The organism is Mucilaginibacter oryzae (assembly GCF_003148845.1).
Taxonomy (GTDB): domain Bacteria; phylum Bacteroidota; class Bacteroidia; order Sphingobacteriales; family Sphingobacteriaceae; genus Mucilaginibacter; species Mucilaginibacter oryzae.
In genome coordinates this window covers 14,216-34,322 of record NZ_QGHA01000004.1, presented here as the reverse complement: position 1 = coordinate 34,322, position 20,107 = coordinate 14,216, and the positions used below count along the sequence as shown (strand labels likewise).

General features: G+C 44.4%; 16 protein-coding genes. 2 read left to right on the top strand and 14 right to left on the bottom strand.

What is annotated here, in order from left to right; genetic code table 11:
• Window positions 1-40: 40 nt before the first annotated feature.
• The 9 genes from LX99_RS11930 to LX99_RS11890 all read right to left on the bottom strand — a co-directional run bounded on the left by LX99_RS11930 (window position 41) and on the right by LX99_RS11890 (window position 8,658).
• Window positions 41-2,524, bottom strand: coding sequence for an outer membrane beta-barrel protein (locus LX99_RS11930; protein WP_109608099.1), 2,484 nt, complete (start codon window positions 2,522-2,524; stop codon window positions 41-43).
• Window positions 2,525-2,798: 274 nt separating this feature from the next.
• Window positions 2,799-3,686 (bottom strand): ATP synthase F1 subunit gamma, encoded by an 888-nt coding sequence (gene atpG / locus LX99_RS11925; protein ID WP_022830201.1) that lies wholly within the window; start codon window positions 3,684-3,686, stop codon window positions 2,799-2,801.
• Window positions 3,687-3,818: 132 nt separating this feature from the next.
• Window positions 3,819-5,393, bottom strand: a complete 1,575-nt coding sequence (gene atpA, locus LX99_RS11920) for a F0F1 ATP synthase subunit alpha (protein ID WP_022830202.1) — start codon at window positions 5,391-5,393, stop codon at window positions 3,819-3,821.
• A gap of 42 nt (window positions 5,394-5,435) precedes the next feature.
• Window positions 5,436-5,978, bottom strand: a complete 543-nt coding sequence (gene atpH, locus LX99_RS11915) for an ATP synthase F1 subunit delta (protein WP_109608098.1) — start codon at window positions 5,976-5,978, stop codon at window positions 5,436-5,438.
• Window positions 5,979-6,093: 115 nt separating this feature from the next.
• A complete protein-coding gene (gene atpF / locus LX99_RS11910; RefSeq protein ID WP_022830205.1) occupies window positions 6,094-6,588 on the bottom strand; it encodes a F0F1 ATP synthase subunit B in 495 nt (164 codons plus the stop codon).
• Window positions 6,589-6,690: 102 nt separating this feature from the next.
• Complete coding sequence (gene atpE, locus LX99_RS11905; RefSeq protein WP_022830206.1) at window positions 6,691-6,900, bottom strand: ATP synthase F0 subunit C; 210 nt, start codon at window positions 6,898-6,900, stop codon at window positions 6,691-6,693.
• Between the two features lie 45 nt (window positions 6,901-6,945).
• Window positions 6,946-8,028, bottom strand: a complete 1,083-nt coding sequence (gene atpB / locus LX99_RS11900) for a F0F1 ATP synthase subunit A (RefSeq protein ID WP_109608449.1) — start codon at window positions 8,026-8,028, stop codon at window positions 6,946-6,948.
• 14 nt (window positions 8,029-8,042) lie between these two features.
• Window positions 8,043-8,423, bottom strand: a complete 381-nt coding sequence (locus tag LX99_RS11895) for a hypothetical protein (RefSeq protein WP_022830208.1) — start codon at window positions 8,421-8,423, stop codon at window positions 8,043-8,045.
• A gap of 4 nt (window positions 8,424-8,427) precedes the next feature.
• Entirely contained in the window at window positions 8,428-8,658 is a 231-nt protein-coding gene (locus tag LX99_RS11890; protein ID WP_022830209.1) for an AtpZ/AtpI family protein, read from the bottom strand.
• A 70-nt stretch (window positions 8,659-8,728) separates the two neighbouring features.
• Here LX99_RS11890 and porW point away from each other — a divergent pair, with 70 nt between their 5' ends.
• Window positions 8,729-11,692: a type IX secretion system periplasmic lipoprotein PorW/SprE gene (gene porW / locus LX99_RS11885; RefSeq protein WP_109608097.1), complete on the top strand. Its 2,964-nt coding sequence runs from the start codon at window positions 8,729-8,731 to the stop codon at window positions 11,690-11,692.
• A gap of 3 nt (window positions 11,693-11,695) precedes the next feature.
• Window positions 11,696-13,963, top strand: coding sequence for a transglycosylase domain-containing protein (locus LX99_RS11880; protein ID WP_211319012.1), 2,268 nt, complete (start codon window positions 11,696-11,698; stop codon window positions 13,961-13,963).
• Between the two features lie 393 nt (window positions 13,964-14,356).
• Here LX99_RS11880 and porN read toward each other — a convergent pair whose 3' ends face one another.
• The 5 genes from porN to LX99_RS11855 all read right to left on the bottom strand — a co-directional run bounded on the left by porN (window position 14,357) and on the right by LX99_RS11855 (window position 20,088).
• Entirely contained in the window at window positions 14,357-15,334 is a 978-nt protein-coding gene (gene porN, locus LX99_RS11875; protein ID WP_109608096.1) for a type IX secretion system ring subunit PorN/GldN, read from the bottom strand.
• Between the two features lie 6 nt (window positions 15,335-15,340).
• A complete protein-coding gene (gene porM, locus LX99_RS11870) occupies window positions 15,341-16,858 on the bottom strand; it encodes a type IX secretion system motor protein PorM/GldM (RefSeq protein ID WP_109608095.1) in 1,518 nt (505 codons plus the stop codon).
• A 41-nt stretch (window positions 16,859-16,899) separates the two neighbouring features.
• On the bottom strand, window positions 16,900-17,703 hold the full coding sequence (gene porL / locus LX99_RS11865) for a type IX secretion system motor protein PorL/GldL (protein WP_109608094.1): 804 nt from the start codon (window positions 17,701-17,703) through the stop codon (window positions 16,900-16,902).
• 69 nt (window positions 17,704-17,772) lie between these two features.
• Entirely contained in the window at window positions 17,773-19,089 is a 1,317-nt protein-coding gene (gene porK, locus LX99_RS11860) for a T9SS ring complex lipoprotein PorK/GldK (protein ID WP_211319011.1), read from the bottom strand.
• Window positions 19,090-19,329: 240 nt separating this feature from the next.
• The gene (locus tag LX99_RS11855) at window positions 19,330-20,088 is read right to left on the bottom strand and encodes a uroporphyrinogen-III synthase (protein WP_022832696.1); all 759 of its coding nucleotides are present in this window, start codon (window positions 20,086-20,088) and stop codon (window positions 19,330-19,332) included.
• Window positions 20,089-20,107: the final 19 nt, after the last annotated feature.

Below are 20,107 nucleotides of genomic sequence, written 5' to 3'. Positions count from 1 at the left end.
CCTGATGGTTATTAATAGTTGTATATGCTCAAATAGTTAATTATCCGTTACCGCCGCCATTGCTTTTGCCGCCGCCTTTGGTATCATCATTGTTAATACCGCGCTGATTCTTTTTAATCTCGCTGTTGAGCTTACCGAATTTAAAGTTAACCCTCACAGCAAAGTTTCGGTAGCGGTTATGGAACAACGATTCCTGGTCAAAATCGGCGGTATGGGTGGTCGACCGGAAAGTGCGGTACCTGCTGTACGGGTTATTGGCTACTGCCGATATGGTAAGCTTTTTATTCAGGAACTCTTTGGAGAGTACGTACGAGTTAAAAATAAAATTGCTCGATTTGCCCTGCAGCGTAACATCGCCGCTAAAAAAACCGGCATCAAGCCCCAGGCGGTAGCCACCGTCAAATTTATAGGCTAAGTTGGCGAAAGCATTGCCTGTGTACCCATCATTTTTATAAAACCGGCCATTATAGGTACCCTTTAGCCAGATGTGCGAAACCTGCCCGTTAATATTAATCGTAAACTTTTTAGTGATAGAATAATTGGTATTTAGGTTTAAACCTAACGAACGGTTGCTGCCCAGGTTTTGATATGTGGTGAAGGTAACAGTGTCGATATGATCGCCCATATTATTCTGGACGAGACTGGTTACATTCTGGATAGCATTGTTGGAGAACGCGTAGCTCAAGCCAACATTGATTGACCCTTTAGAGAAATTGCTGTAATTCAACTCGAAGGTATTGTTCAGTTCCGGCTTCAGATCAGGGTTACCGGTGGTGATAAATTTGGGGTTTGATTTATCGATAAAAGGGTTTAACTGGTAAATACCCGGCCTTTGGATACGTTGGGTAAAACCAAGGCTCAGGCTGCTGCTTTTCAGCGAACGCTGGATGGATACCGACGGGATCAGGTTGTTATAACTTTTATCAAGTGGCGTACCGGTAAATACGGCATCCACCTGGGTGTGCTCCAGGCGTAAACCTGCTTTACCCGTCCATTTATCAAACTTTAACTGGTACGAGTTATAGGCGCTGTACACATCCTGGTGATAATTAAACTCGCCGGTTTGGCCTGCGTTTACATTGTATATGGCGTTGGGAGCCGCGGTGGTCGAGTCTTTATCTTCACGCCTGTAATCGCTGAAGTTATTACGGAGGATCACTTTGGCCCCTGCCTCGATGCTGATCTTTTTTACCGGGTAGGCATAATCCAGCTGGAAGGTATGTTCGCGGTTACCGGCGTTATTGTACTGCCTGAAATCGGGTTGAATAGCGTTATAATAATGATCCCTGTCGGTAAACAGGTTATCGCTGTAGTTTTTGCCCGGTCCGTAGCTGTATTTGTACGATAAGGTCAGCAACTCATCTTTATGCCCCTTAAAACCCAACTGGTAGTTGATGGATGCGTCCAGTCCCTGGTCGTGGTTATAACCGTTGGTAGTTAAAAAATAGCCCTGCGTTAAAGCGTCGGCCGCGTTGATTTGTCTTAAGCGTTGGGCGCCATTCTGATCAAACTCGCCATGAAAAAACTCAAACGAACCGGTAAGCAGGTTCAGCGTATCAATTTCATAACTCATTTCGGCATTGGCGTATCGGTATTTTCCGCCGAACGAATTATCGCCCGTTTGCAGAATTGTTGACTGCGGATTAAAAAAAGTTTGTTTGGTGGTTGATGTATTGGTGTTACGTTTTTGATTCCCGAAACCCGCATAACCCGAAATACCGAATTTACCTTGTTTGGCGGTAATATTAAGGTTATAACCCGCTCCCCAAACGGTGTTGTAACGGGAGTTTACGCTGCCATTAAAGCCCTGGTCGGCATTTTTTTTGGTGATGATGTTGATGATACCGGCTAAACCTTCAGCATCGTATTTTGCAGGTGGCGTGGTGATCACCTCAATTTTTTCGATATTGGTTGCAGGCATGGCTTTCAACACATCCGACGGGTTTTTAGCCATCAGCGCCGATTCTTTTCCGTTAATCAGGATCTTGTATTTGCCACTGCCCTTTAATTTGATGTTATCGTCGCCATCAACAGCTAAAAGCGGCACTTTCCGCATCATGTCTAATGCTGATATGGCTTTGCTTTCCGGGTCGGCAGTTACATCGTAGCTCAGCCGGTCAACCTCCTGCTTCATTACCGGTTTTACGGCGGTAATGGTTACCTCGTTCAGTTGTTTGTTAGATGTGGCTACCAGGATCCGACCCGCATCAAAGATACTCCCATTAAGTTTTACCGGGATAATTTTGGTAGCATAGCCAACCGAGGCCACTACCAATTGGTAGGTTTTGCCTTCGGGTGCTTTCAATTCAAAGCTGCCGTCATCTTTGGCAAGGGTGCTTTTTACAGGAGCTTTGGTAGCAGCATCCTGCAGGGCAACGGTGCCATAGCCTAAAGGCTTGTTAGCCGCCGAATCGATCACTGTTCCCTTCACCGTTATATTTTTAACAGGCACTGTTGTGGTAGTTTGGGCCATTGCCAGGCCCGTTACAAAACAGCATAACACTGTTAGTAAAACTTGTTTCATAATTGCGATTTTGGTGATAAGACGTGTAAGATATCCGACCGTTACAATGAAAAATGTGCGTTTAACACTTTTTAACTTCCGGCCGCTATAAGCGAGTTGGAAGTAACAGAATAGTTACCATAGCTAATAATTTAGGCCATTAAGTGCAGTCGGCAGCATTTCAGCATGTAGGAGTTTTTAACCGTTGGTATTTTGAACACCGGCGTTGTGGCTGAACAAATAAAAAAGGCTCTCCTCACGGAAAGCCTTCTTCTATATAAAAGTACTCTTAAACTTAGTTACCGCCTGATAGGGCTGCCGCACCGCTCACAATCTCGGTAAGCTCGGTAGTGATGGCTGCCTGACGGGCCTGGTTGTATGAAAGTTTTAGTGATTTTAAAAGCTCACCGGCGTTTTCGGTTGCTTTATCCATCGCTGTCATACGGGCACCATGTTCAGATGCGTTCGAATCCAAAACAGCACGGTATAACTGGATCTTGATATTTTTAGGGATCAGTTGTTCAACAATTTCCTGTTGTGAAGGCTCAAGGATGTAATCAACGTTAGCTGCTTTGGCTTCTTCCTTCTTCTCAGGTTTTGGCACCGGCAATAACTGCTCGGTGATCAGGTATTGTACAGCCGCGTTACGGAAGTGGTTGTACACCAATTCCACACGGTCGTAATCGCCGTTTACAAAACCCTGCATAATGGCTTCAGTAATTTTTGAAGCATTTTCAAAGTTCAGATCCGAGTACAACTCATTGTTGTTACCAATAACGTTGTACTTACGCCTTTGATAAAACTCCTGTGCTTTTTTACCGATGGCAACGATAGATACGTTACCGGCAGCCAATTGCTTAGGATATTTCTCGGCAATTAAGTTATTGGCCGTTTTGATAACGTTGGTGTTGAAAGCACCGGCCAAACCACGGTTTGATGATACCACAACTACCAAAACACGCACCGGTTCGCGCTCCTGCAGATAAGGCGAGGTATTATCTTCCAAACTTGCCGACAGGTTAGCCAACAAATCCTTCAGCTTACTTGCATAAGGGCGCAATTGGATAATAGCGTTGGTAGCACGTTTCAACTTGGCAGCCGAAACCATTTTCATGGCCTTGGTAATCTGCTGGGTTGAGGTTACAGATTTGATCCTGTTTCTTACTTCTTTTAAATTAGCCATTCTTTACGATGTGCAAATTTTAAATGTGCAGATGTGCAAATTGCCCACCGCACCGATTTATTTAATTAAAATCATTTGAAGAGATATGCTGATCTGCACATTCGCACATCAGCATATCTGCACATCAAAAGATTAATACCTTGCTGCCAGTTCTTTAGCTACTGTTTCCAGTACGCCGGTAAGCTGGTCGTCAAATTTACCTGCTTTAAGGGCAGCTAAAACTTCAGGGTGACGGGCTTCTAACTGGTCGGTAAATTCGGTTTCAAATTCCCTCACTTTATTTACCGGTACGTTACGCATTAAGTTTTTGGTACCTAAGTAAATGATAGCAACTTGTTTTTCTACAGTAACCGGAGAGTATTGACCTTGTTTAAGGATCTCTACGTTACGGATACCTTTGTCCAACACGTTTTTGGTTGAAGCGTCAAGGTCCGAACCGAATTTAGAGAAAGCCTCTAACTCGCGGAACTGGGCCTGATCCAATTTCAAGGTACCGGCAACTTTCTTCATCGATTTGATCTGCGCGTTACCACCTACACGTGATACCGAGATACCTACGTTGATAGCAGGACGAACACCGGCGTTGAACAGGTTCGACTCTAAGAAAATCTGACCATCGGTAATCGAAATTACGTTGGTTGGGATGTATGCAGATACGTCACCGGCCTGTGTTTCGATAATCGGAAGCGCTGTTAATGAACCACCGCCTTTAACGATATGTTTGATGGACTCAGGAAGATCGTTCATTTGCTGCGCGATCGAATCGTTTGAGTTGATTTTAGCGGCACGCTCTAATAAACGGCTGTGCAGGTAAAATACGTCACCAGGGTAAGCCTCACGGCCCGGTGGACGACGTAATAATAATGAAACCTCACGGTAAGCAACAGCTTGTTTCGACAAATCATCATAGATGATCAGGCCCGGGCGACCTGTATCACGGAAGTACTCGCCAATAGCAGCGCCTGCAAACGGAGCAAAGAACTGCATGGTAGCAGAATCTGAAGCGTTAGCGGCAACTACGATAGAGTAAGGCATAGCGCCGTTCTCTTCTAACGTACGAACGATGTTGGCAACAGTTGATGCTTTTTGTCCGCAGGCTACATATATACAGATAACAGGCTGGCCTGCATCATAAAATTCTTTCTGATTGATGATGGTATCGATACAAACCGCGGTTTTACCGGTCTGGCGGTCGCCGATTACCAACTCACGCTGGCCACGACCAATAGGGATCATCGCGTCGATAGCTTTGATACCGGTTTGTAATGGCTCGGTTACCGGCTGACGGTAGATTACACCCGGCGCTTTACGCTCAAGCGGCATCTCGTAAGTTTCGCCGGTGATGGGTCCTTTGCCATCGATAGGGTTACCTAAGGTATCCACAACGCGGCCAAGCATGCCTTCACCTACTTTAATAGATGCGATCCTGTTGGTACGTTTAACGGTATCACCTTCTTTAATATCGTCAGATTTACCCAACAATACCACACCCACGTTATCTTCTTCAAGGTTAAGTACGATGCCTTGCAATCCTGTGCCAAATTCAACCAACTCGCCCGACTGTACTTTAGTTAATCCATAAACGCGTGCGATACCATCACCCACCTGGAGTACAGTACCCACTTCTTCTAATTCAGATTCTGACTTGAAGCCGGCCAACTGCTGACGCAAAATTGCTGATACTTCGTCTGGTCTTACCTCTACCATTGTTTAAAATTTATTTAGAGTTTTACTTTTAATACTTATTAATTATGCCTGAACAGCAAATTCTTTTTTCAATTTCCTAAGGCTTGCAGCAATACTGGTATCAACCTGCCTATCGCCAATGGTTAGTACAAAACCACCTATGAGGGCCGGGTTTATTTTAGTTTCCAACAACACAGTACCGCCAATTACTTGCTGCAACTCGGCAATCAATGTAGCCTTGTTAGCTTCAGAAAGCGGAGTAGCCGACGTTACCTGCGCTTTGGTAATATGATTTTTAACATTGTACTGGTTAATATATTCACCTGCCGTAAAGTACAAAACTTCGCCGCGGCCTTTGTTAACCATTAGCTTAAAAAAAGCGATAGTAGCCTTGTTCACCTTGCCCAAAAAAATCTCATCAAGAATTTTTATTTTTTTTGAGTGAGAGATGATCGGGTTGGCCAATACGGCTACCAGCTCGGGGCTGCCCTTCAGGGTTTTAAGAAAAAGGTCCATATCGGCTTTGATCTCCGCAACAATACCTTGTTCCTGGGCAAGATCAATGATCGATTTCGCGTACCTGGTTGCTACCGTTATTTCTGACATGCTGTTTTAATTTCGGATTTCGAATATTCGATTTCGGAATTTTTTATTTGAATTAAGGAATTAAAAATTTGGATGCCCTGCCGGACGTAAATCCGAAATCGAACATCCGAAATCCCTACAATTTCACTTCTTTTAATAACTGGCTTACCAGTTCGTCTTGTTTTGCCTGATCTTCAAATTGCTTGCGAAGGATTTTCTCAGCAATCTCTAAAGATAAAGTAGCTACCTGGTTTTTAACATCTGCCAAAGCAATTGCTTTTTGGTTGTTAATTTCCACACGGGCAAGTTCAATCATGCGGGCGCCTTCTTTGTGGGCGGTTTCTTTAGCTTCGCTGATAATGCTTTCTTTCACTTTGCGGGCTTCAGAAAGGATCAGGTCGCGCTCGGCGCGGGCCTGTTTAATTAACGATTCGTTTTCGTTAGTTAAACGGCTCATTTCTTCTTTAGCAGCCTCGGCTTTTAACAAAGCATCTTCGATAGAACGCTCACGCTCGGTGATGGCGCCCATAATTGGTTTCCAGGCAAATTTAGCTAAAATAAAAAACAGAAGAGCGAAAGCTACTGTAGTCCAAACAACTAAACCTAATTCCGGGGTAACTAATGGATTCATTTTATATTGACCTCTTTTTTTTCTCTTTCAATTAAACATTTTAATAAGAACCGCTCCGGCGCCAACCGCTCCGGCCGCGGTTCTAAATTTTAATGGGGTTGATTATTTCAAGCCCAGGAATGATACTACCACACCGAACAGAGCAGCACCTTCAATAAGAGCTGCAGCAATGATCATGGCAGTTTGGATTTTTGAAGCAGCTTCCGGCTGACGTGATATACCTTCCATGGCTTTACCACCAACCTGACCGATACCGATACCAGCACCGATTACCGCTAAACCTGCACCTAATGCAGCAATACTTCCAATCATGATTTTTAATTTAAAATGTTAATATATATTATAGTTGTTTACTAATTAATGATGGTGCTCCTCTATGGCAGTACCAATAAACAATGCGGTAAGCAATGTGAAGATAAACGCCTGTAACATCGCTACCAATAACTCAAGTACATCCATAAATACTACGAAAGCAACCGAGACTGGCGCGATAGCTACCGATTTGAATACGAATATCAATGAGATCAGGGCAAGTACAATGATGTGACCTGCGGTAATGTTTGCGAACAAACGGATCATTAACGCGAATGGCTTTGAAAAGATACCCAACAACTCAACAACCCACCATAAAGGCCATAACCAAACAGGCACAGTGCTCGGCACAAAAATATGTGCCCAATAGTGTTTATTACCATTAAGGTTGACCACCAGCAAGGTAATTACCGATAACACCATGGTTACCGCAATATTACCGGTAAGGTTTGACCCACCCGGGAAGAACGGCACCAAACCAATCAGGTTGTTGATCAGGATAAAGAAAAACACTGTTAATAATAACGGCATAAAGCGCGCGTATTTGTAACCAATATTCGGCAACGCGATATCATCACGCACAAACAAAATTATTGGCTCAAGGAACGATTGTAAGCCTTTCGGCGCTTTGCCTGCACGTTTTTTGTAAGTTGATGCTACGCTCAGGAACACCAACAGCAAAATCACCATCGATAGCAGCATGGAAGCTACGTTTTTAGTGATCGACAAATCATAAACTTTGGCGGTGGCATCCTCGGTTTTATCCTCGCCGGTTACCGCCTTTATTTTATCATGAATAAGGGCATACTTGTAATATTTGCCTTCATGGATTTTTTCGCCTTCTTCAAATACCGACGACATGAAAACTTCAAGCCCTTTATCAGTATAAAGTATTACCGGAAGCGGCATTGCGAGTTTTCCACCTATGTGGAAATAATGTGAATCCGAAATGTGCTCCATAATGGTTTCAGTCGGATCAAATTTGCCCTCTTCTTTAGTTTCAGTGGCCGGTTCAGCGGCATTTTTTTCTTGAAAAGCGAAAGCCTTTACAGATACAAACAGCGAAAAAACGCTTAAAACGATACCTAAGGTGATTTTTTTTGAGTTCAAAACAGGCCTAAAATCCATTAGCAGAGAGTTTTTTACTTTATTTTTTGGTTGCGCAAGGTACACAACAAACCGTAAATTTCAAAGGCTATGTTTAAGAAATACACGTAAAAAAAATCGGCCAGAAAAATCCCGTTGTCAGGTTTAACCTTCATGAGGAAAAACAGGGCGAAAAACATAGCGGCTAAAATTTTAACCGTAGTAGCCGCCAGGAAGGTTTGTGTATACAGCGAGTAGTTGATTTTACCTACAAAATTCACCATAAAAACGGTGATAAAAGTGAGCGCCGAGATAAAAAAAAAGATAAGCCAGAAACGGGGTACAAGCCAGCCCGAATGGCCGGTATAAGTAAGTAAAACCGGGGGTACCGCAGTGATAATTACAAACAGAAAAAAGGATAGGATAACTCGCAGCAATTTTTTAATTTTTTACAGATCGGATAACAAGAAATAATGCGATAAATACACCCGCAAGCGAAAGCGCGGCGGTAACCCATTTTACCGTATGCCCGGTACGCTCATCAATTTTATAACCCGCGAAAGCGCAGACACCAATAATTACGATCATCTGGAAAGCGATACCTGTAAACCTGGCGTAGCTGCTAACCTGCTTGCCCGTATCATTTTTATTACCCCGTTCATTTTCTGGCATGCGCAAATTTATTAAACCTATTGTATAATCTTTAGTATTTTAGCAATGCTTTTTAACCCACCGTATTACATTGAGGCGAGGAACATCAACCATTACACCAAAAACCGGCATTTTTTTCCTGTTTGCTTTAATAGTTACGGCAGTTGGCTGTTCGCTCGAAAAGCAAAGCGGCTTTAACCGCGCTATGCAAAATCTTACGGCGCATTATAACATCCTGTTTAATGCCAACGAGATTTTACGGCTGAAACAGGAAAGCTATGCCCTGGCCTTTCCGGATGCCTATAACGAATTGTTGAGCGTATATCCCGATACTACTGCTCAAACAGGCACCCCGGATAAAGATCTGGAAGAGGCGGTTAAAAAAGCCAACAAGATCATCAGCATCAAAGAACAAAGCCATTACCTGGGCGATGCTTACCTGGTTTTAGGCAAGGCACGCTACCTGGAAGCTAATTATTTTGACGCGGTTGAATATTTTAATTATGTGATCCGCTCGTTTGGCGATGAAAAAGGGCAGGCTAATCTGAAACAGGAAGCATTGGTTTGGAAGGCCCGTGGCCTGATGTACCTTAACCAGCTACCCCTGGCCCAAACAACCATCGATACGGCCATTCGGAACATCAACCCCAAAAAAAGTATCAGCGCTGATGTTTTCGCTACCAAACTGCAGTACGATATCATCACCCAAAACTACACCGAAGCCGAGGAGATGGCCAAACAGGCTATCAAATACAGCCGTAACCAAAACCTTACCCTCAGGTGGACTTTTATACTGGCACAACTGCAGGAGCTTAACCTTAAAGCGGGCGACGCTTATCAAAATTATACTCGCATTGTTAAAAGCAATGCCAGTTTTGAAATGGCTTTTAATGCCAACCTTAACCGCATCGGCATCCAGGATAATCAAAACGGTATTAAGGCCGGTAAAATATCGTTGTTACGCAGTTTGCTTAAAAACGAGGATAACGCGGACTTTTACGACCAGATTTATTACCAGATAGGCGAACAGCAATTCAAAGCCAACGACATTGAAAACGCCCTTAAAAGCTATCAAAAATCGGTAAGGCTGAGCACCAAAAATCAAAACCAAAAGGGCCTCTCCTATCTACGCATAGCCGAGATCAACTTTAAAAACAAGGCCGACTACGCAAGTTCAAAGTTATACTACGATAGTACGCTTCGTAACCTGCCGGTGAATTACCCGGGCTATCAGCTTATCCGCAAAAAAGCCGATAACCTGCAGGTTCTTACGCGCCTGCTGGAAACGATCTCGCGCGAGGATACCCTGCAGATGCTGGCCTCGCTCGACGAAAAAACAAGGGATGCGCGGATTGATGCCATGGTGGCCCGTAAAATGCGCATCCAGCAACAACTGACCCTTGCCGAAACAAACAACGCCGGTAACGGCGCCCCTCTAAGCAACAATTACGACAGTGACAACCGGCAATCAGCCTCAAAAGGCCGAAACAACGGCAGCACCTTTTATTTTTATAATAACAGCGCCGTAAGCCAGGGCTATAATGATTTTAAGCGGCTTTGGGGTAACCGTAAACTTGAAGATAACTGGCGCCGCAGCAGGCGTTCTAACGCCGTTGTATCTACCGGGGCCTCGGGTATAGCGCAAGTTTCCGATCCTGACGCACCTATAGGAACCGCGGCATACAACGCCACCAATACCTCGGCAGGCGCCTACCGGCAGGAACTAACCAAAAACCTGCCGCTTACCCCGGCTTTGCTGCAGCAATCAAACATGCGCGTATATGATGCCTATTTTGAAATGGCCAATTTTTACCGCGACGTGCTGGAGGATAAAAAAGAAGCTATCGCCACTTACGAAGCCCTCCTGGCCCGCTTTCCGCAAAGCAACGACAGGCCATCCATTTATTACAACCTGTACAGGCTGTATGCGGGTATTGATGAAAACAAATCAACAGGCTATAAAAACCGGGTACTGAAAGAGTATCCGGAAAGCGTATTTGCCAGGGTTATCACCGACCCGGATTATGCCCGTAAACTTGATGATGTAAATGCTGAGTTTAACGGCTATTACAACCAGGTTTATCAATTATATGCCGAAAAACAATATGCCCGGGTGGTTAGCAGTGCCGATGAACTGCTAAAAAAATACCCTGACAACCGCTATTCGGCCCAGTTATATTATTTAAAAACCATCGCAGCCGGGCACCAGGAAAAACTGGCTCCTTTCCAAACCGATCTGCAACTTATCGCCGCAAAATATCCGCAGGATAAACTGGTAACGCCATTAGTTAACCAGCACCTGGCTTATATCGACTCCAACCGGGCCGAGATTGCCGCCCGCCCCGTGGTTTTATATAACGACGATCCGAACGAGATCCCGTTTACGCCGCCCGTGGCCTATCAAAAACAAACGGAATACCGCAAGCCGTATGTTGCCGAAGCCGTAACCCCGCAGCAACGGATAGAACGTGACAAACAAATAGAAACGGCGAAAGCCCCCGCGGCCAAAATCGGGCAGGAGGCAGCTCCGCAGCAAGCAAAAATCAATGATATCCGGATTCCGATGCCTAAACATGATATCCCGCCGATGTCAAACGCACCTGACCTTGTGATGCAGTCAGCCCCGAAAACAAAAGACAGTGTGGTAACCAAACCGCCGGTAGCTATCAGTAATGTACCCACTGTTAATTATATATTCAGCAAGCGCGATAGCAGCTTTTACTTTTTTGTTATAAATGTAGCTACAGGTACAACTAATCTGGCCTCATCCCGTTTCGGTATAGGGCAATTTAATAGAACGCGTTACGCTAACACACGTATATTTCATCTAATTAAAAGTGTAGGAGACGATAACCAGCTGATATATGTTGGCCGTTTTTACAGTTTGGAGGATGTTAAAGCCTACGCAAGGGCAATTATACCGCTGATGCCTGATATTATGAAGGTACCCAAGGAGAAATACAGCTTTTTTATTATTACGAAAGAAAATCTGGATAAATTAGCAACCCCGAAAACATTGGAGAGTTATATTGACTACTACCAGAAATATTATTAAAAAATGAGAATCACTAATACCGGATATAACCCGAAAAACACCCTGCAGCCCGCGGATATCAGAAGATACAACTGGTATATATGGCGAACTGTAATAGCATTGTTTGCCTTTGTGGTGATCATGATCACCTTAACCATTTTTGATGTATTTGGCCAGCTGCCTTCCTTCCGCGATCTGGAAAACCCTAAAAGCAACCAGGCTACCGAGATTCTCTCGTCAGATAAGCAGGTTTTAGGTACTTATTATGTTCAAAACCGGTCAAACGTTACTTACCGTGAGCTATCGCCCAACGTAATTAATGCCCTGGTAGCAACCGAGGATAAACGCTTTTATGAGCATTCGGGCATTGATTTCGGTCGGAGCTTTACTATTTTCGCTCACCTGCTTATTGGCGAAAAGCAAGGCGGCAGTACCATCACGCAGCAACTCGCGCTCAACCTCTTTTCCGAGCGGTCGGCCAATCCATTTAAACGTATTATCCAGAAATTGCAGGAATGGGTTACCGCTGTTAAGCTGGAACGCCACTACACCAAGGAAGAGATCCTGACGATGTACCTGAACACGGTTGATTTTGGCGCCTATAATACCTTCGGCATCAAATCTGCAGCACGCACTTATTTTAATACTACCCCCGATAAACTAACGCCCGATCAGGCCGCTTTGCTGATCGGCATGGTTAACGGGCCAGGCATTTACTCGCCTATCCGTCATCCGGATAATGCCATCAAACGCCGTAACCTCGTGCTAAATCGCATGGCCGAGCAAAAGTACCTGAGCGAAGGCCAGGCAGAAGACTTTAAAAGAAAACCGCTGGGCCTGGATTTTCACCAGAACAATCATTTTGACGGTTTGGCGCCTTACTTCCGTTCGGTTTTGAAAAAAGAGGTTCAGAAGATTTTTAAAGAACAAAACATCAACCGCCCGGATGGTACCCCTTACGACCTTGACCGCGACGGCCTGAAAATATACACCACCATTGATGCCACCATGCAGCAATATGCCGAAGAAGCACAAAAAGAGTATATGAAGGATCTGCAGGCGCAGTTTAACAACCATTGGCGCGGCCGCAACCTGTACAAAAGCATCCATAATTTTAAGTTTTTACTGGACCAGGGGATGCAAAAATCCGACAGGTACAAGCAGTTGAAACAACAGGATAAAACCGACGAGGAGATCCAGGAAAACTTCAATACCAAAACAACCCTCAACCTGTTTACCTGGCATGGCAACATCGATACGTTGATGCGACCCATAGATTCTATCATATACAGCAAAATGCTGCTTCGTAACGCCCTCATGAGCATGGACCCTACAACCGGCTATGTTAAAGCATGGGTGGGTGGTACTAATTTCGAGCACTTTAAATACGACCAGGTAAAAAGCGGTACGCGCCAGGTAGGCTCAACAGCTAAACCTTTTACCTATGCCGTAGCTATTGATAATGGCTATTCGCCATGCCTCAAAATCAATAACGTGCCCGATACCATCCGCGGTTACGGTGCCCCATGGTGCCCACGCTCATCGCCGGCCGAAACGCTGCCGGGTTTCATCACGCTGAGACAGGCATTGGCACACTCGCAAAACTGGGTTACAGCCCATATTATGGGCGAAGTTAAACCCGAACCTGTGGTTGAGCTGATTAAGAAAATGGGCATCACCTCCAATGTTCCGCCGTACCCATCTATTTGCCTGGGTACTTTCGATGCCTCTGTTTTTGAAATGACTGCCGCTTACTCAACATTTGCCAACCATGGCTTATGGACCGAGCCTACCTATATTTTACGTATTGAAGATAAAAACGGAAACGTATTATACACCCATACACCACGCGTGGTGCAGGCCATGAACCCGCAAACCGCCTATGTAATGACCTATATGCTTAAAGGCGTTATTGAAAATGGTACCGGTTCGCGCCTGGCCTATAAATATGGCTTGCGCAACCCTATTGGCGGTAAAACGGGCACCACCCAAAACAACTCCGACGGCTGGTTTATCGGCATCACCCCCCAGTTGGTTACAGGCTTGTGGACAGGCTGCGAAGACCGGGACATTGCTTTTCAAAGTACACGCCTGGGTGAAGGTGCCAACAGCGCCCTGCCGATCTTTGCTTTCTATATGAAAAAGGTATATGCCAACCCGGCCCTGGGGATCAAAAAAAATGTAGACTTTGATGCCCCGGCAAACGGCGTAAGCATTGAAATGAACTGCGACGTATATAACCAGCAACAGCAAGGCAATAATAGCGAAGTAGATAATAAGTTAGGGTTTTGATAGCAAAGGGAGAGATCGAATAGAATAGCTTCTGCCGCTTGAGAGGATATTGGTATTAAGTGATATATTTTGACAGCAATGCCGTTAAGGCAGGCATTGTATTGGTTCATGTGCTGATCAGTTTATACCGCTTATTATTGTTCATCATTATATATAATACCGAAAACATTCATAGGTTTCCTTATTTTTAAGGACGCGATCACAGAGGATTTCAGCGTAGTCTAAGTTCAAATGGTGATTATAACGCCCCTTGTTTAACCGTTCCTTTTCTTAGCCTTTCCCAATCTCACAAGTCGTTTACATTCACAGGCAGCGCCCTCCCAGACGAAAAAATACCGGTATAATACAAGCGCGGTAAAAATCACCGCGCTTGCATTATAAAATCCCTTTAGCTTAATACTGCCAGAGGTTAAGCTCCCAGTCCATCAGCTCCTTTTTAATCCTTTCAGATTCATAAAGCCTGTCTATACCCTGCGCATAATCTTTTATACGCTCGTCTTTATCATTGCTTTCTTTAACAATATAGCTGGTAAAAATGCGCTTCATAAAAACATCGTCAAAGCTTAAGCCGGTAGCATCATTATTACGGCTGATAACCTCTTTGGTTGCCAGTACCGCACGGGCGTCGGGAAAATAAACCCAAAACGCCGGCTGAAAATCAATATCCAGCGAGCCTGCACCTTTAGGTTTAATCAGCGGTGCTATACCTATAATCCGCGGCTCAAATACAGAACGTTGCTTATCAAAAATCCAATCTTCCTTAATACGGAATTTTAATACGCTATCGGGATTAAACTCACCGGCCACCATTTGTGATGATATCACGTTGTTATCTTTATCGCGTTTTTCAACTACGCTGCTGTCTGATGCCAGGCGGCCGCGGGCCTGGGCACCAGTTAACGGCGTGCTGAACTCATCGCCCCCAACATCATCCTTTTTACCCGGGGTGGGGTCGTAAGCGGTAAGTTCGCCTGCAACAATGGCATCCAGCAGTACGTCAATTAAACGGCGCTTGGGTGATGCGAGGTACTGGTTCATTTTTTCGCGAACATCAATCTCGCGCCATACCCGTTTTGAAAAAACCACGTCATTTTCGCGCACATTTGGATATGGCGTAACCCTTGCACTAAATATGTTATTCTTTTTATAATAGCCATCAAGCGGCCTTTCAAAAGGCTTTCCGTTTATTTTCCTGATAGAATCGGTGCCGCCGCCCATTGGCTGCTGACTGGTCACGTTATCCGGCTGAACCTGAGTTTGCCGGGCTGCCGCTGTCTTTTTAGCCGGAGTACGTTTAGTACGCTTTTTTTGAGCATAAGCGCCGCCCACGCAAGCCAGGCAAAGGATAATAACTAAAATCTTCTTCTTCATACGCGTTTAGTTTGCCGATATAACAATCGGATCAAGTGACCTTGGTTGACGATCAGGGCCTACAGCTACGATATCCTTAAATACAACCGTAGTTCCGGGTGTAACCGTATTTAAAGCGCTATGCATGGCGCTTGTTAACTCGCCGCTGCTGCCCGATAAAATGATAGCATCCTGACGTGGCTTAACAACCAATAAAGTAAAGTGTGTTACGTTAAACTTGGCGTCGAAATCAAAGTTATCCAGTTGCGCGAAAAGCCTGTCCTGCGCTTTAATATTGGCAGAACTGGTGTTACCGCCGCTTTTACCTGCAAATTGAGGCTTAGGATCAGGGATCCGTTTGATGCGGAACTCGTTTGAACCTAATACCATTCCCTTTTCGCCGGTAACTGTGATGGTTGCTTTACCAATACTGCTTACGGTAGCTGTGAAATGGCCGCCCGAGCCGCTCAAAGAACCACTGCTGATACGCGCATTGATACTGGAAGTTAGTACACCAGGAGCCGAAACCGAGATCGGGTTAGGCACACCGATGTAAAGTACATTCATTTTATCCGGAGAGATAACCGCCGAGGGTTTCGCAACAGTATACTCCTGCTTAAAAGGATAGGCGTCGTCTTTCCCGGTTGTATTGTTTTTAACTCGGATAAAGCCTTCAAAACTATGTTTGCCTTCGCCACTTGCGGTAACTGTATAATTGCCCTTACCATCGGTTACCGCTACCTTGCTGCCGTTAATTGTAATGTCCGGGTTTGATTTTGAATCGTACGCTGTTAAAAAGATTTGAGCGGTGTACGGCTGGCCTGCTATAATATAGCTGCTTGGTGCTACCACAACTGCGCTGAATTTATCAAGTGTAACCTGCGCCTGATCTATTTTACCTAATACCTTCTTAACTACTTCGTTCTCTGCATTTTTATTATCGGCTTCAATTTTAGCTAAAGTGGTAAGTGTTGCTCCCAGCGGAATACCGTCACCAAAATTTGCTTCCTCCCATGATTTTTTAACATCTCCATGTGTTTTAGGAGCAACAGTGTTTAGCGAAAACTGTACACCAACGCTATCCTTGTCTAAAACTTCAAGTAACTTCCGGCGTGTTTCGTCAATTTTAGCTTTTAACTTTTCGCCATTTTTTTGATTTATCATGATGCGCGGCGAGATGTCAAGATTATCACGTCCATCAACGTCGTCTATTTCTGGATTAATCCCTCCACCCTCAGCTATCAGTTTCGCTTTTAACTCTTCAATATAAGTATTCAATTCGGCAGCAATAGCACTTGCTCGCTTAGCCTTTTCATAAATAGGCTTAGCTCTATCTGCCTGTTCTTTTAGTTTAGTAGCTTCAAACGCACTGTAAGTGGCCTGCAGGCCGGTATTAACGTTTTTGGTTGATGCATCCAAACTGTTTGTTATATTTTTAAATGCGTCTAACAGGCTATCCGGTACATTAAGGGCTATAAGGCCCAATAGTACCAGGTATAATATACCTATCATTCGCTGTCTTGGGGTTTCCTTACCTCCGGCCATCTATTTTAATTCTTTTCTTGTAATCAATCAATTAATTATAATTAAACGCGCGGCTGGTTCATGGCAGTAAGCATATTGCCATAAATCGAGTTTAATGATGCCAGGTTTTTAGCCAAACGGCCAACCTCTTCCTTAAACTGTTTCGAATCGTCCATCGATTCGTTAAAGTTGTTCATGGTAAGGGCAAGGTTCTGGTAAAATTTATTCATTGATTTTAAGTGTGCGCTCGAATCCTGCAATTCAAGTTCGTATACAGCATTTAAAGCCGAGAGGTTTTTAGCCAGTTGGTTAACCTGGTCATGGTAAGCTTTTGAATCAACATTTGAATTGGCCATTTCAACCAAATTGGCCGACGCCTTTTCGAAAGAGTTGCTCAACTTATCATAACTTTCGGTGGCTGCTTTAACTTTACTGGTAAAAGCTATGGTTGCTTCTCCGGCATCGGTAACGCGCGAAATAGCAGCTACTTTATCGCCAAATGAACGCAGACCATCGCCAAGACTGCGAACCAGTTCAGGACCAATTTTGGCGTCCTCCATCATTTTATCCAAAGCGGCAGTAGTTGACGGACCAGGATTGCTGCTAAAGCCTCGCACAGTAGCTTTTGGCAGTTCACCCTGAAAATCTTCGCTTAATTCGGGATACACCCTAACCCAGTCAATTTCCTTGTCTTCGCGTTGAAAACCTAAAATAAAAAACAAGATAGCTTCAGTTATAAGTCCAGCCGCTATCCAATAGGTGGCACCAGGCCAGTGTAATATTTTAAACATTAACCCTATAATCACCACTGTAGCACCCCATGATACGATGTTACCTATTCCGTAAGGTTTTTTCTTTCCAGCCATAATAATTCAGAGATAAACTTTTTTTATTAATTGTTTTTTTGATTTGTGCGATGATAAGCTAACGTATGGTTAGCGTTTGTCTTTAATATCCCGGCCCAGGTAATGGGTCACGCAGCGGAAACCGATGTATGATTTAGCGGTGTCCTGGTACTCATAAGTGCGGGTTGAGTTTTGAAGAAAATAACCTATGTCTTTCCAGGAACCGCCGCGTACAACTTTACGTTTTAATACTTCAGGGTCGGTTGATTTGGCTTCATAGTTAAAAGTTGGTGCGAGGTCATGCACAAAAGAAGAGGCCGATTCGTCGAACGCAGATAGTGTCCATTCGGAAACATTGCCTGCCATGTTATACAAACCGTAATCATTAGGGAAATAAGAGCGTACGTTTACGGTATAAGGGCCCCCATCATCGGTGTAGTTACCACGGCCTGGTTTAAAGTTAGCCAGTAAACATCCTTTGGCATTTTTAATATACGGGCCACCCCATGGGTAATCGGTACCAATCCTGCCGCCACGTGCAGCGTATTCAAACTCGGCCTCGGTTGGTAACATATATGGGGCGCGGTGTGGCAGGTGGCGTTTATCTTTATAGGCATCGTTGTAACGGGTACGCCATACGGTGTAGGCACGGGCCTGTCTCCAGGTAACACCAACCACCGGATAGTTGCGGAATGCAGGGTGCGAAAAGTAGCTTTCAACCATAGGCTCATTGGCCGCATACGAAAAGTCGCTTAACCAAACCAGGGTGTCAGGATAAACGGGAACTGTATCGCGGAAAATGAAATCGGAACGGTGTTTACTTTTATCGTTATGATAGTTGGCGGCATCACGCAAGGTATACAGCGCGTAATTATATTTTAAAACACGAACGTCAACTTCATCGCGGTCAAATACCCGGTCGTCGCCCTGGTAGTACATGCCCTGCAGCTTCTGGGAGTTATTGGCTTGCCCCTTTTTATTGCTCCAGATAGGGTTTTTCTTTACGTAATCCCAGTTGATATATTTTTTACCGTTAGCGTTTTTACCGGCACCGCCCTGGGGCTGGATGTAATACTTGTTATCGTTAATGTATTTTGAGATAGCAATAGAATCTCGGACCCAGTTTACAAACATTTTGTACTGGCTGTTGGTGGTTTCGGTTTGATCCATAAAAAATGGCTGGATGGTAACCTGCTTGGTTTGGGCGATCTGCGAAAAAGTTACGTCCTGATCGGTTTGCCCCATCAGGAAACTGCCGCCCGGGATATAAACCATGCCGTAGGGCACCTCGGCCCTGAATGAACGCGCCGGAACGCCTACTACCTCACCCCTGTCTCCGCCGCCACGGCCGCAGCCACTTAAAACACCTCCCGCTAAAACAACAATTAAAAAGTATATTTTCTTCATTTCCAAATTCAAAATCAATTAGGTTACCGTAATGCAATACGCCGCCCGAATATATTACATTTTGTGCAATGTAAACGATAAAAAAAAGATAAAGTGGCAGTAAAATACCTCAAAATCGCTAAACATGCGCTAAAGGCAACACATTTAACCTTAAGCTAACTAATTGCTAATACATCAATTAGTTAGCTGTTATACGGTATAATACAACTGAAAGTTGCAAATGTTGGGAGAAAAGGAAATTTATTTATTAACCAGCTTCACATATTGCTCAATGGCCATGGTCATAGATGGCGCAACGGGCGTTGGCGCGGGGATATCTAATATTAGCCCGGCTTCAAGCACTGCTTTGTGTGTAGTGGCGCCGAATGCGGCTATGCGGGTATTATTCTGTTTAAAATCAGGGAAGTTTTTGTACAGCGACTGGATACTTGAAGGACTGAAAAACGCGATTACGTCATAAAAAACATCAGCCAGATCAGACAGATCGCTGCACACCGTGCGGAAAAGTACAGCAGGCGTAAAGTTATACCCGTTTTCCAGCAGAAAGCGTTGAGTTTCTTCGGCAGCAACGTCTGAGCAAGGATAGAGAAATTTTTCTGACGAATGTTTTTTCAGCACTTCAGCCAGATCGGCAGCGGTTTGCTTACCGAAAAAGATTTTACGCTTACGGTATTGAATGTATTTTTGAAGGTAGAGCGCGATAGTTTCGGAAAGGCAAAAATATTTCATTTCTACAGGCACCTCGAAACGCATCTCTTCGCAAATACGGAAAAAATGGTCGGCCGAGTTGCGGCTGGTGAAAATTACGGCCGTAAAATCGGCCAGGTTAATCCTTTCTTTCCTGAAATCTTTAGCAGGCACGCCCTCAACATGAATAAATGATCTGAAATCAATTTTCAGGTTAAGCTTTTTTGCCAGCTCGGCATAAGGATTTTTGTCGTTGTCGGGTTTAGGCAAAGTAACCAGTATGCTTTTAACCTTTTTCTTTCTATCTTCCAAATCAGAGTGCTTTTAATAA